This is a genomic window from Amycolatopsis sp. CFH S0740, assembly GCF_004522315.1.
GTDB lineage: Bacteria > Actinomycetota > Actinomycetes > Mycobacteriales > Pseudonocardiaceae > Amycolatopsis > Amycolatopsis nivea.
In genome coordinates this window covers 123,889-137,315 of the sequence record NZ_SDLS01000003.1, presented here as the reverse complement: position 1 = coordinate 137,315, position 13,427 = coordinate 123,889, and the positions used below count along the sequence as shown (strand labels likewise).

At 69.6% G+C, this 13,427-nt stretch carries 11 protein-coding genes; 4 read left to right on the top strand and 7 right to left on the bottom strand.

Annotation, left to right across the window (positions count from 1 at the left end):
* The first annotated feature begins 15 nt into the window (after positions 1–15).
* Together EIZ45_RS06875 and EIZ45_RS06870 are read left to right on the top strand one after the other, a co-directional pair.
* Entirely contained in the window at positions 16–480 is a 465-nt protein-coding gene (locus EIZ45_RS06875; RefSeq protein ID WP_037806878.1) for a MerR family transcriptional regulator, read from the top strand.
* Positions 477–893 carry a carboxymuconolactone decarboxylase family protein gene (locus tag EIZ45_RS06870; RefSeq protein WP_134664572.1) on the top strand — a complete coding sequence of 139 codons (417 nt, stop codon included), beginning with the start codon at positions 477–479 and terminating at the stop codon, positions 891–893. The genes EIZ45_RS06875 and EIZ45_RS06870 overlap by 4 nt, the downstream gene beginning before the upstream one ends.
* Positions 894–936: 43 nt before the next feature.
* On the opposite strand, the gene EIZ45_RS06865 is transcribed toward EIZ45_RS06870, so the two are convergent.
* The 3 genes from EIZ45_RS06865 to EIZ45_RS06855 form a co-directional block, all read right to left on the bottom strand.
* Positions 937–6,099, bottom strand: coding sequence for an RHS repeat-associated core domain-containing protein (locus EIZ45_RS06865; RefSeq protein ID WP_134664570.1), 5,163 nt, complete (start codon positions 6,097–6,099; stop codon positions 937–939).
* 539 nt (positions 6,100–6,638) lie between these two features.
* Entirely contained in the window at positions 6,639–7,061 is a 423-nt protein-coding gene (locus EIZ45_RS06860; protein WP_134664568.1) for a hypothetical protein, read from the bottom strand.
* Between the two features lie 14 nt (positions 7,062–7,075).
* Positions 7,076–7,432, bottom strand: a complete 357-nt coding sequence (locus EIZ45_RS06855) for a hypothetical protein (protein ID WP_037806886.1) — start codon at positions 7,430–7,432, stop codon at positions 7,076–7,078.
* Between the two features lie 421 nt (positions 7,433–7,853).
* Here EIZ45_RS06855 and EIZ45_RS06850 point away from each other — a divergent pair, with 421 nt between their 5' ends.
* Positions 7,854–9,161 carry a helix-turn-helix transcriptional regulator gene (locus EIZ45_RS06850; protein ID WP_167756362.1) on the top strand — a complete coding sequence of 436 codons (1,308 nt, stop codon included), beginning with the start codon at positions 7,854–7,856 and terminating at the stop codon, positions 9,159–9,161.
* Between the two features lie 16 nt (positions 9,162–9,177).
* Positions 9,178–10,068, top strand: coding sequence for a phosphotransferase family protein (locus EIZ45_RS06845; protein ID WP_205670021.1), 891 nt, complete (start codon positions 9,178–9,180; stop codon positions 10,066–10,068).
* A 170-nt stretch (positions 10,069–10,238) separates the two neighbouring features.
* Here EIZ45_RS06845 and EIZ45_RS06840 read toward each other — a convergent pair whose 3' ends face one another.
* From EIZ45_RS06840 to EIZ45_RS06825, 4 genes are all read right to left on the bottom strand, one after another.
* Positions 10,239–11,267, bottom strand: coding sequence for a copper resistance D family protein (locus tag EIZ45_RS06840; protein ID WP_134664566.1), 1,029 nt, complete (start codon positions 11,265–11,267; stop codon positions 10,239–10,241).
* Complete coding sequence (locus EIZ45_RS06835; RefSeq protein WP_167756361.1) at positions 11,264–11,827, bottom strand: copper resistance CopC family protein; 564 nt, start codon at positions 11,825–11,827, stop codon at positions 11,264–11,266. Before EIZ45_RS06835 ends, EIZ45_RS06840 begins: the two co-directional genes overlap by 4 nt.
* A complete protein-coding gene (locus tag EIZ45_RS06830; RefSeq protein WP_037806894.1) occupies positions 11,827–12,576 on the bottom strand; it encodes a YcnI family protein in 750 nt (249 codons plus the stop codon). Before EIZ45_RS06830 ends, EIZ45_RS06835 begins: the two co-directional genes overlap by 1 nt.
* A 72-nt stretch (positions 12,577–12,648) precedes the next feature.
* Positions 12,649–13,194, bottom strand: coding sequence for a hypothetical protein (locus tag EIZ45_RS06825; RefSeq protein ID WP_134664564.1), 546 nt, complete (start codon positions 13,192–13,194; stop codon positions 12,649–12,651).
* Between the last annotated feature and the right edge of the window lie 233 nt (positions 13,195–13,427).

Genomic DNA, 13,427 nt, shown 5'->3' with positions numbered 1-13,427 from the left:
CTTAGCGTCTTCGGCATGGAGAAGGAAGACGCGCTGACCGAAGCGCTGCGGCTGGCGATCGACCCGCCGGGCACGGTATCGGTCGAAGCGCTGCGGGAACTGGCCCGGGACGACGACGCGAACGAGTGGGACATCGCGACCACGGCGGAGCACCTCGGGCTGAACCCGCACACGCTGCGGTACTACGAGCGGATCGGGCTCGTCCAGGTCGCCCGGGACAGCGCCGGGCACCGCGTTTACGACGCCGCGTCGGTGCGCCGGCTGGTGTTCCTGACGCGGATGCGCGTGTCCGGCATGTCGATCAGCGACCTGCGCCGCTACGTCGAGCTGATCGAGTCCGGCGCGGACACCGTGCCCGAACGGCGCGAAATGCTCCTGGAGCACCGCGACACCTTGCGCGCGCAGATCGCTCAGCTGCAGCTCTCCCTCGCCGCCACCGAATACAAGATCGCCACTTACCAGGAAGGCCCCCTGCCGTGACCCAGTACGACATCGACAGCCCGGAAAACCTCGCCCGCCGCAAGCACGGCATCGAGGTGCTGTCCCGCATAGACGGTCACCAGGGCGAAGCCGTCATCGATTCCCTCGCCGACATCAACCCCGCGCTCGGGCACCACGTGGCCGCGTTCGCCTTCGGCGACATCTACGACCGGCCCGGCCTCGACCCGCGCAGCCGCCAGCTGGTCACCCTCGGCGCGCTGACCGCGCTCGGCGGCTGCGAAGCGCAGCTGAAGGTGCACATCGGCGCGGCGCTGAACGTCGGGCTCAGCCGCGAGGAGATCACCGAGGCGCTCACGCACTCGGCGGTCTACGCGGGATTCCCGCGAGCGCTGAACGCCACCTTCGCCGCGCGCGAGGTGTTCGCCGCCCGCGACGCGGAGGAAACCGCCTGACGTCCGCGGAGCCCGGCCCGGTTCTCGTGCCGGGCTCCGGAGATCACCAGCCGCGGTTCTTCCGCGCGTCCTCCGCCAGCTTGTCGGACTTGGCTTTCGCCTCCGCGGCGGCGTCCTTGACGTCCTGCTTGCTGGGCTCGCCGACCTCGTCCAGGTACTTCTTCTTGTCCGGGTCGTTCCACCCCTCCGGGTCGTACTTCCCGTTTTCGAGGTCGTTCCAGTCCTTCTTGGTCGGCCCGATGCCCTGCTCGTTCCGGTTGCCCCATTCGGTGCGCGACTGGTTGCCGTCGAGCGGCTTGTCCGGGCGCTTCCAGTCCGGATCCGAGTCCTTGTCGATGTCCTTGACCGGGTTGCCCTTGTCGTCGAACCGGTACGGGTTGCCGTCCGGAGCCTTGTTGTACTCGTCGATCGTCGGATGCCGCCCGGACGGCGAGGGCAGATCGTGGAACCGCTTGATCATGTCGTCCACGTCTTTTTCGGTGTAGTTCTTCGGGTTTTCCTTGAGATCGGTGAAGTCGAGGAAGGACTTGTGCCACTTCTCGAATTCTTCCTTCTTGCCGCCGGGCCAGTCGAAGTCCGCGCTGTCGCCGATGTCGCGGGTGGCCCGGTTCATTTCCTTCGGATCGGTGATGCGGTCCGCCTGCTGCCCGATCGGACGCCAGTTCTTGTCGAGATCCGGGTGGTCCTTGTGCTTGTAGCCGCCGCTCTTGTCCAGCGAATCGCTCGGCCACTTCGGGTTCTCGCTCTTGATTTCGTCGTTCTTGCCGACCTTGAGCTTGCCCGCGATCCCGTCCTCGATGTTGCCGATCCGGGTGGAGACGCCGCCGATCCCGGCGTTGGTGTGCTGCGGGCCGAGCGGCAGGTTCTTCGGCTGGTTGTGCAGCTTCGGCAGTTCTTCCTCGCCGTATTTCTTCGTCAGCGCGCTCTGCTTGTCGACCGGCTGTTCGTGCACCCAGTTCTTCAGCCCGTCCCGCATTTTCTGGAACGAGATGATGTGCCGTTGCGCCACGTCGCTGCCGGCCTTGTGGAACGGATCGTTCTTGTCGCCGGTCTGGTTCTTGCGCGCGTTCTTGGCGTCTGAGTTCCACGCCATCCGGTCCCAGACGTCGTCCTTCTTTTTCTTCGCGTCCGGCTTGCTGCCGGAGCCGCTGGAGCCGTCGTCGTCGGCGTCGCGCTTGCGCTTGCCTTTGCCCTTGCCGGTCGACGCGGAACTGGTGCTGCCGCCGCCGTTGCCGGCGTTGTGCTTGGCCGTGGAGTCCGCGGGCGGCGGGTCCGTCGCCTTGCCTTTGCCCTTGCCTTTGCCACAGCCTTCGAGGCCGAGCGGGTCGTAGGCGGCGAACGGGTCGGGGACGTAGGAGACCGGGTTCGGCCCGCCCTCCAGCCCGAGCGGGTCCTGGCTGAGGTAGCGCGCGGCGGCCGGGTCGTAATAGCGGAACACGTTGTAGTGCAGGCCGGATTCCGCGTCGGCGTACTGGCCGGGGAACTGCAGCGGGATGCCGCCGGGCTGGACCCGGCCCCACAGCGAACGGCGCGCGCTCCAGGCGAGGCCGCCGTGCTCGTCGATCAGTTCGGTCGGCGTGCCGATGGCGTCGGTGACGACGGACGCGAACCGGTCGCCGCCGGGGCCGCGTTCGAGCTGGGTGACCGGTTCGTCGCTGCCCGGCCTGCGTTCCCAGGTGGTCGTACGGCGCACTCCGGCCGGATCGGTGTGCACCTGCTCGATGAGCACGAAGCCGTCCCACACGAACCGCGTCGATTCGGCGACCGAACCGTCGGCGAGCAGCCGTTCCTTGGCGATCCGGCGGCCGAGCGGGTCGTACCGGTAGCGCCACTGCGCGCCGTCCGGCGTGCGCAGGCCGGTGAGCAGATCGCCGGTCCAGGCGTACTCCCACACCCGCACGCCGCCCGGGTGCACCTCGCGGTGCCGGATCCGGCGGCCGAGGGAGTCGTAGTCGGCGGACAGGCCGGGGCTGCCCGACCAGGCGGTCAGTTCCCCGGCCGGGTTGTAGCGCAGTTCCTCCCGGCCCGTCGGGGAGGACACTGTGACCACGCGGCCCGCCGGATCCCGGGTGAAGGCGGTCTTCCCGGCGAGACTGTCCTGCACCGCGGCGAGGCTGCCGTCCGCGTAGTACTCGAGACCGCGCCGCTGCACCGGCGTTGTTCCACGGGAAACCTGCTGCGCGGTGACCAGCCCGCGCGGGCCGAACGCCTGCTGCAGGATGCTGATCCCGTCGGTGTCGCGGGCGAGCACGCGGCCCTCGTCGTCCAGCCGGTAGCGCACGGTGTGTCCCGCCGTGGTCAGCGAAACCGGCCGGTCTTCCTCGTCGAAGCTCCACACGCTCTCCGCGCCGGACGGCGTGCGGCGGCGGATCGTCTGGCCCTGCTCGTCGTAGGCGAAACGCACCTCGACGCCGTCGATCGCCTCGCGCACGACCCGGCCGTACAGATCGCGGTCGAACTCCACCACCGAATCCGCGGACTCGACCCGTACGACGTTGCCGACCGGGTCGTAGGCGTAGCGCACGGTGCGGTGCGGGCCGCGGACCTCGACCCGGTTGCCGAGCAGGTCGTACTCGTTCTCGGTGACCGAACCGTCCGGCTCGGTCACCCGGATCGGCTGCCCCGCCGCGTCGTAGGCGTAGGTGCGGGTCCGGCCGTCGAAATCGGTCTGCGCGACCAGCCTGCCGAGCGGGTCGTAGGTGTAGGTCCAGGTGCGGTTCAGCGGATCGGTCACCGACGTCAGCCGGAGTTCGGTGTCGTAGGTGTAGCTGGTGCGCGCGCCGGAGGGGTCCACGACCGCGGTGACCACGTCGAACGGGCCGTACTCGCGCCGGGTCACGCGGCCGAGCTCGTCGACGTGCTCGATCTCGTTGCCCTCGCGGTCATACCGCCACAACGCGCGCTCGCGGCGCACCCCGATCCGCGACGCGGGTTTGCCGTCGACCGTCCAGCCCAGTTGCGTCCGCCCGCCGCCGACCTCGGGCGCCGAACGCGGCCTGCCGAATTGGTCCAGTTCCGCGGCCGGGTCGGCTGCCTCGGGCTCGGTCGCGAAGAACTCCGGCAACTCGAGCGCGGACCCAGGCTGGTCGTACCGGCGCTGCCAGCTCCTTCCGTTGCCGTACACCGTGATCGCGGCCAGTTCGGCGCCGTCGTGCTCCAGCTCGGCGAGGCTGCCGTCGGGACGGGCGATGGTGAGCGGCGTGCCGTCGTCGGCGTAGGTGTACTCGGTGACCCGGCCGAGCGGATCGACCCGGCGGAGCAGATTGCCGTAGCGGTCCCATTCCGACAGCGTCACGTTGCCCAGCGGATCGGTCTCCCGGACCGGACGGCCCTCGAGATTGTACTCGTACTCCGAAACGTGGCCGAGCGAGTCGGTGAACCGGGTGATGCGGGCGGCGGTGTTGTACTCGAACGCGCCGTTGTAAAAGCCTTGCGCGCCTTCGGTGCGCACGCAGCGGCCTTCGGCGTCGTAGACGTAGCGGTAGCTGACGCCGTTGCGGTCTTCCCAGCTCGTGACCCGGCCGTCGGGGTCGTAGGTATAGCGCTTCGCGGTTCCCGAGGAGTTGACGATCTCGGAGAGATGACCCTGGTAGTTGTAGCGGTAGCCGCGCACGACGACGTCCGGAGCCGGGCCGGCGCCGATCATCCGCAGTTCGGTGATCCGGTGCCCGTTGGTGCGGAAGCCGACCTGGATCCCGCTCGAATGCGTGAGCAGTACGGGCGCGCCAGTGTCCGAATAGGACAGTTCGGTCCGCGAGCCGTCGGCGTCCTCGATCGAACGCAGCGGCAAGGTCTTGCCCTCGCCGGAAAACCGCATCGTCCGGTCTGGCCGCACCTGCTCGATGGTGCAACTGCCGTCAGCATGTTTGGTCAACGGCCAGCGCGCGCCTTCGAGCGGCAGCACCGATTCGTCCCCGGCGGGCATCGGGTAGTAGAGGATGACGCCTTCCGGCCCGTAGTACCGGAGGTATTCCTCGCCGTACTCCAGCCGCTGGTCCACAGTGGACGCCCACGTCGGGCCGAACCAGCGCCCGGAGCGGTAGGACGAGCGATGCGTCCGCCGCACCAGCAGGTGCGCCAGTTCGAGGTCGAAGTCCTCGACGAGCACCTCGCCGCTGGAGATGACGACCGGGTCGGTCAGGCAGGGCGGATCGCCGTCGCCCTCGTTTTTCGCGTTGGACGCTTCGGTCTTGTCTTTGTCCTTCGCCGGATCGGAACGCTCGTTCCCGCCGCGGTCGTTCGTGCCCGCTCCGCCACCGGATCCGCCCTCGTCTTTCCCCGGTTCGCGCGGCGGCGGCTCGTGGTTCGCGCCGCCCTTGTGTTCGCCCGGACCGTCGTGCGCGCCGGAAGTGTGGGTGGATTCGTCCTTGCCGGGCGGCGGTTTCTCGTTCGGCGTGTCCTTCGCACCGGAGGTCTTGATGTCCTTCGGCGGGTGCGTGGCGTCCTTGCCGCCGGACTTGATGCTCTTCATCGACTTGGCGACATCGTCGAACAGACCGCGCGCCTTGGTGAGCAGCTTGCCGAGTTCCTTGAGCGCCTTGGTGAGGTTCTTGACCAGTTCGGCGATCTGCTTGGCGGTCTTGGCCACCAGGTTGACCACCTGCGGCACCACCCAGGCCATCCCGATGCCGAGGGTGAACAGCACCTGCAGCGCCCACGAGATCAGGTGCGCCACGACCTGGGCGATGATGTCGCGCACCAGCATCCGCACCGCGCCGACGACGTCGCCCGCGGTCTTCACCCCGCTGCCCGCGCCCTCGCACGCCTGCGCGGCGCCTTCGAGCGTTTTGGCGACCTCCTCGGCCTGTTTGCGGTAGGCGTCGGCGCTGCCGCCCTCCCAGGACTCGATGTCCTTTTTGACCTGTGCGGCCAGATCCTGCGCGACGGAACTGACCTCTTTGGAGACGTTCTTCCAGGTCTCGGAGTACGCGTGGACCTGATCCGGGTCCCCGGCCAGCTTGTCCAGCGCTTCCTTGAGCGGACCGACGTGCTCGATCAGCCAGCCGACGCCCGCGGCGAGGATCGCGCCGAACGGGTCCATCACCGCGGCGAGCGCTTCCATGCCGACCCCGACCGCGCCCATCACGGTCGCCGCCCAGTCGCCGGACTCGATGCCGTCCTTCAGGCCCTTTCCGGCCTCGAGGATCGAGATGCCGGAGATCGCCGAGGTCGAGTCCTTCTTTTCGGCAACCAAAGGATTCGACATGCCCGGCCTTTCTCCCTGCGCACCACGATCTCGGGCGCGCGGCCGAATGCGAACGCGCGCCCCCGCAGCAGATTACCGACGGCCGGAGAACGTTTGCCGTGGTGTTGCGCGGAATTACCGCCCCGGTACCCGTGCGCGCCGCCGCGAACACGACAAACCCGCCGCGGGCTCCGAGGAGACGACGGCGGGTCTGGGAAGTGGAACCGCGGGCCGGTGCCGGTCGGGGGAGGGGAGTGCAACGGCACCGGCCCGCGGAGTTCTGGGTCGCGACCGGCGCGGGGCGGCCGGTGCGATGATCTTCAACCTAGCGTCCGATTACTGCGTCCGCTAGGTGTTCTGCCGGACATTTTTCGATTAATCGCGTTAAGACTGGGGGGGGGTGGCCGAGGGCGGTCCGTCGCGCTCGGGGGGACGGACGGACCACCCTCGGCCGGGCGAGGATGCCGGGCGACCTGACCGGTCGGGGAAGCCGGACGATCGCGCGCTCGCCAGTCGAACCCAGGTGGGGTGATCCGCCCGGAAGCACCCCACCCGAGAGGTCAGGCGCTGACCGGGCGCGGCTTCACCAGCGCGTGCCTGCCGGTGGTCTCCACCGGGGATTCGGCTCGCCGGTTCTGTCCGGGAACCGCCGGGACCGCGGCGCGGCGGCGCGCCGGGCGGTGTCCGGCAGCCGACAGCGCCTGCGGGGCCAGCCCGCCCGCGACCAGGTGCTCGTGCGCTACCTGCCACACCGAGCACGGGGCCTTGCAGCGGTGCCAGCGCGTCGAGCAGGTGGGGCAGTCGCCGCGCTCGTCGGGCTCGTGCGCCTGCAGCATCGCGCGCCAGCCCTCGGCGAGCCGGGGCAGTTCGGAGCGGGCGACCGAGACCAGCGACGGGGCGTCGGCGCGTTCCGCCAGGTCGGACAGCATGTCGAGGCGCTCCCACACGGCGTTGCGGAGAACCTGACCGAGAACCTGATCCATGGGGAAACTCACCGTCACCTTTCCGCCATAGTGGCGGCTTCGTTGAGCGCGGCCCGGAGCTGGCCGAGCTGGCCGGACGTGAGGCGGGCGGTCTCCCCGGGCGGAGAAACCACGACGACCTCGTCGTCCTCGACGAACACCGTGACAGCGCGCTCGCGGCTGATGAGATCTCCGCACTGCACGCGCCACACGACCTGGCCGCCCTCGAAATGCCGCACGCCCGCGGTACGCGGGTCAGCGGACACCGAGGCGGCGACGGCGGAAGCGACAGTAGGCGGCACCGGACGTGCCGTGGCGATTCCCGGTGCGGGCCGAACGGACCGCACCGCGGTCCCGGCTTGTCCTCCACCGAGCGAATCCACGAACTCCACTGTCCCTCCACGCTTTCTCGTCCCGGGCCGCTGCACCTTGCGGGATGCATCAGCGCCGGCAGATCTGTGTCGTCGGGTCCATCGCTCTCCGTGATCGCCGCGGGTGACCGGGCGCTGACGGAGATCTGGCAACTACAGTGAAGTGAAACCGGGTGCGAGAGAAGGTCGAAACCGCGTCATAGCGGTGACCGGACCGCGTTCCACGGTAAGCGGTCAGCGGAGTTCGGCCCTGCCGATCAACGCGTGCGTCCGCGCGTTTCACAAGGTTCTCGCGTGTGCTTAGGGTGCTGATCAGACGCCCAGGAGACGGTGAGGGGGCGCAATGGCAATGGATGCCAGTGCTGGCAGTGGTTCCGGAGTCGCTAACACCGACAACCGGTCAGGCAATCCGGTTCCGGCCGATGCCTGGGAACAGCCCGAAATGCGGGAGGCGCTCGCCTCCCGCGAGGTCAGCGCCGTGTACCGGCTGTTGCGCAAACACGGGGTATCGCAGCGCCAGATCGCCGCGATGACCGGCCAGTCGCAGTCCGAGGTGTCGGAGATCCTCAAGGGTCGCCAGGTCATGGCCTACGACGTACTCACGAGAATCGCCGACGGCCTGGGTGTCCCTCGTGGATACATGGGTCTCGCCTATGACGAGACCACGGCGATACGGGTCGTCGGCGCGTCCGACGGCCGGCAGGCTGAGGAGGACGAGTCCGTGAAGCGACGGAGGTTCCTCGCGCACGCCGCCCAGGTCACGATGGGTGCGGCGGTGTTCGGTCCGGAATCCGGCGCGTGGTCGGAGGCGCCCGCGCGCACTCCCGCCCCCGGGCGCATCGGGACGACCGACGTGCGCCAGGTCGAGGCGGCGACCAGAGCGTTGCGCGCGCTCGATTACCAGTACGGCGGCGGATTCTGCCGCGACGCCGTCGTCGCGCAGCTGTCCTGGGGCCAGCAGATGCTCGACTCCAGCGCGGCCGAGCAGGTGAAGAACCGGCTGTACACCGCGATCGCCGACCTGCACAGCCTCGCCGGATGGACGTCGTTCGACACCGGTCTGATGGACTCCGCGCGCGGCCATTTCGCGCAGGCGCTCGACCTGGCCAAACAGGGCGGCGACCACCACCTGGTGGCGAACGTGCTGTACCGGATGGGACGCGTCTACCTGCACCAGGACGCCGCGAACGACGCGCTCAAACTGTTCCAGCTCGGCCAGATCGCCGCGCAGGAATCCGGTTCCGAGCTGGCCGTCGCCGTGCTCTGCGCCAACGAGGCGTGGGCCTACGCGATGATGGGCAACGAGGAGCAGTCGGTGAAGCTGCTCGGCCGGTGCAAGGACGAATTCGCGCGCGCCGACCTGGCCACGGCCGAATCGTGGGTCAAGTTCTTCAACGAGACCGACGTCTACGCGATGACCGGCACCGTGCACACCGTGCTGGCGATGAAGAACCCCGAGCACACGAAGTACGCGATCCCGGCGCTGAGCCGGGCGGTCGACACCTACACCGACGACATGGCGCGCAGCAAGGCGTTCATGCTCAGCGCGCTCGCCACGAACCACCTGCTCGAGGGCGATATCGACCACGGCGTGAAGATCGGCGGCAAGGCCATCGAATGCGCGGAGAGCATCAAATCCGCGCGGGTCAAGGACCGGATGCGGCCGCTGCTGGCCGAAGCCGAACGGCGGCGCAACAACCCCGACGCCCGCGACCTCGCCGACCGGCTCAAGATCTTCTACGCGGCCTGAGCCGACCGGATTCGCCTTGCCCGAAGGCAGGTTCACCCCTGCGAAACTGCGCCGGGTGCTGGCGGATGTCTGCGCTCGGCTCGGCTTCGACCCGGCGGGCGCGCGGCTGCTGCGGTTCACCAACAACGCGGTGTTCGCGCTGCACGGGGCTCCGGTCGTCGTGCGGATCGTCGGCTCCACCAAGCTGCGTCACCGGGTCGGCACGGTCGTGCGCGTGGCCGAGCATTTCGCCCGGCACGACGTGCCCGCGGTCCGGCTGTTGTCCGGGGTCGAGCAACCGCTTGACGTGCACGGACATCTGGTCACGGTCTGGGATCTGGTGCCGTTCGCCGGCCCGCCGCCTGCCCCGGCCGACCTGGCCGGACTGCTGCGGCGGGTGCACGCGCTGCCCCCGCCGGCCGGCCTTCCCGCATGGGAGCCGCTGCGTTCGATCGAGGCCAGGGTCGCCGACGCCGAGGAACTCGCCCCGGCCGACCGGCGGTTCCTGCTGGAGCGCTGCGCCGAGGTACAGGACCGGCTGGACACCCTGGATTTCCCGCTGGCCAGGGGATTCGTGCACGGCGACGCGCATCCGGGAAATGTCCTGCCCGGCCCGGACGGCCCGGTGCTGTGCGATTTCGATTCCTCCTGCGTCGGCCCGCCGGAATGGGACCTGACGCCGCTCGCCGTCGGCCGCGAACGGTTCGGCGATCCTCCGGCCCGGTACGCGGAGTTCGCCGCCGCCTACGGGTTCGACGTGACGGTTTGGCCGGGGTTTTCGGTGCTCAGGGCGGTGCGGGAGTTGAAGCTGACGACGAGCGTGCTGCCGATCCTGCGCAGTCATCCGCCGGTGCGGGCTGAACTCCGCCGTCGGCTGGCGGACCTTCGCGCCGGCCGGACGGCCACCGCGTGGACGAGATACCGCTGAACGGCATTCTGCACGTGCATTCGCCGACTGCAGATGACCGTTCGCCGCTTTCCGTCGATGGCTGACGAGGTATCGCTGCGCAGCGATAATTCGGTCCGGCAGATCGCCCCGGATAGCGTACTGCTAGTCCCATTGTGCAAGTTGCGGCTACCCGCCGTCACCTCGGCCGGTCAGGACACCGCGACCGGGGCCCGGGTGAGCACCACGGCGAACCCGAAGGCGAGCCCCATGACGGTCAATTCCAGCGTGGCCCACGAGGCGAGCGCCGTCCGCTGGTGTCGCACGATGCGCGGCATCAGCCGCCACCGCAAGTTGGCGGCCAGCAGCGCGATCGCGCCGGTGCACAGCACCTTCAGCACCATCAGCTGGCCGTACGGCGTGGTGAACACGCCTGCCCAGAAGCCGATCGTCGGGTTGGCCAGGATTTCCACGATGCCGTTGAACAGGCCGGTCACCGCGGAGAGCGCCAGGCACAGCGTCGCCAGTTTCGAGAACCGCGGCAGCGCGTGCGCGAGCAGCGTCCGGTTGGCCGCCAGCAGCACGATCATCGCGCCGAGGCCGCCGCACCAGGCGACCGCGCTCATGACGTGCAGCTCCATCGAGATCATCGTGTAGTCGTGATAGGCCCAGTTCGACGCGTGGCCGGTGACCGGCAACGGCAGCAGCGCGAACATGCCGAGACCCACCCGCACCTCGGCGGGCACCTTCTCGCCCTTGCGCAGCGCGACAAACCCGAGCACGGCGTGCAGCAGCGCGAGCACGGCCACGATCACCAGCGCCTTGCCCGCGCCGACCTCGGCGATGTAGCTGCCGATGTCGCCGCCGGTCAGCATCCGCTTGCCCGGCTTGTACTCCGCTGTCTGCAGGATCAGCGCGACCACCGCGGTCGCCGCCCAGACCAGCGCGGCGGCGACGGCGGCGGGACGGGCCCGGCGCATGACCGGTTCGGTGAGTTTCGGCCGGTCGTACCCGACCAGCACGGACAGCAGGGCCAGCCCGATCGTCGCGACGGCCGCTAGGTCCAGCAGCACGCGCACGATCGGGATGGCCGCCGAGACCACCTCGCTGGGTTCCACCACGCCCGGAATGGGCGAGGATGCGGTGAGCGCGATGCCGATCAGCGCGCCCAGCAGTCCCGCGACGACCACGCAGGCGAGCGTGGCCCAGCGGACCGCGGAGGTGGTCTCGGCTCGCGTCACTGGTCCGCCTTGTCCGATCCGGGGTCGCGGCCGGTGCGCAGCGCGACGGTGAGGCCGATCGCGAGCAGCACCACCGCACCGGCGATCCACACCCAGATCGGCACGCCGCTCGACGACGAAGACGCCGCCGGGGCCGACTGGGCCGGAGCCCCGGCCGCCTTGGCCGCGTCGCCCTTCGCCGGGGTGCCGTTGCCCGCGGTGGTGAGGGTGAACGGGATCTCGCCGGACACCGGGTGCCCGTCCGCGGAGAGGATCCGGTAGCCGACGGTGTACTTGCCCGCTGGGCCGAGCGGCCGCAGCGGCGCGCTGATCACGTTGTTCTCTACGGAAACCGGACCCTCGGCCCACTGGCTGCCGTCCGGTCCGGTCACCGCGATCTGGTTGACGTCGGCGTTCTGCACGTACTGGTCGAACGTGAGCGTGACTTTCGCCGGGCCCTTGGCGAGCGACGCGCCGTTCGCCGGGTCGGAGTTGATCAGCACGTTGTGCGCCAGCGCCGGGGTGGCCGTGCCGAGCAGGGCCACCCCGGAAATCGCCAGCGCGAGAAGCGCTTTACGCATTACTTCGTTCCTTCGGTCTTTCCTGCGGCGGGACGGCGGGAACGGAGCACCGCGCCCGCACCGACGCCGAGCCCGAGCGCGCCGACGACGAGGCCGGCCCCGCCGAGCCAGCGCGCCGTGTTGTCCGACGACGACGCGGCCTCAGCGTTCTCTCCGGCAGCTGTGGTCTGCGTGTGGCCGCCGTGCTCCGAGGATTCGGCGGCGGCGAGCTTGATGGTCGGGGCCGGGTGCTCCGGCTCCTCGCCGCTGGGCGGGGTGGGCTGGTTCCAGTCCACCACTTTGCCACCCTCGTACGTCTGGATCGCCGGGAACTCCAGCTGGTCGACGTTGGACGGCAGCGGGCCGCCGCTGATCTCGAACTCCTGGAATTCGGTCGAGCCGATCTTGGTGCCCGGCTGCGCGGTCCAGACGACCTTCGTGACCGCCTCGGTGATCTTCGTGCCGGACGCGGTGGTCACCGGCTGCGGCAGCTTCGACTTGGTGACCTCGGCGGTCCAGCCGGGGATCGGCTTGGTGCGGATGTTGCCGATGCCGTAGTCCGGTTTGACGTCGATCTCGACCTTGATCGTGCCGAGTTTCGCGTCCTCGTTCGGGACGCGGAAGAAGATCGTGCCGTAGCCGCCCTTGGCCGGCTGGTCGCCGTAGACGTTGGCGGTCACGTGCGCGGACGCGATGCCGGCGCCGAGCAGACCGGTGGCGGCGACGGTCGCGGCGAGCACGCCGGCACGACGGAAGACATGGTGGGACACAAGTTCTCCTGAACAGGGAAGGGCCGGCGGAGGACGAGGCCTGCGCCGGAAAAGGGGAAAGAAGGTGCGGGTTCAGGAGAGCCAAGGAGGTCCGCGTCGGCCCCGGACGCGGCGAAGTTCCACGGTCAGCAACGGCATCGCCCCAGCCGCACGCGACCGCGCGATCCCGGCAGCCGCCACCGGAACCGGCAACGGCCGGACCAGCAGCGGAAGAACGACCCGCAGGACGTGCAGCACCGCGAGCAGCATCGCGTCCGCCCGCGCCAGCACGAGCGCGGTGAGCAGCGTCGCGACTGCGTGCGCGACGGTCATCGCCCAGCCGTCCGGCGCGGCGGGCGCACCGGACGGGTCGTGCCCGCCGAGCGTCGTCAGCACCAGGTGCATCACGAGCTGCCCGCCGCCGAGCACGGCGATCGTGCCGAGCGGTCCTCGGGCGCGCCCGGCGAGCGCGGTGGCGGTCCAGCCGAGCAGTCCGGTGAGCAGGAGAGTGAGCGCGGGATCCGGCAGCCCGCCGTCGGCGACCGCGTGTGCGGTGACGGCGAGTGACGCCGAACTCAGCGCGAGCAGTCCGCCGCGGACAGCGGCGAGTGCGCCGCGATGCCGGGCTGGAGTGCTCATTCGGGCAGCTTAACGGCACTCCGCTGGGTGACTGAAGCGTCTCGAATGGTGAGCACCTGCGGAAAACGCACAGGTAGGCGGGTCTCGATCCGGTAAAAACCGCTCGGTGGAGCGCTGTGCTTCGGTTGCCGACCCCTCGCTGATGCGAAACGGTGGGTAATCACAACCGAGAAGTGGGGGTTTCGACCGTATCCGTTCCGGGTAGTCACCCTGCCGATTGATGGGCTACTCCG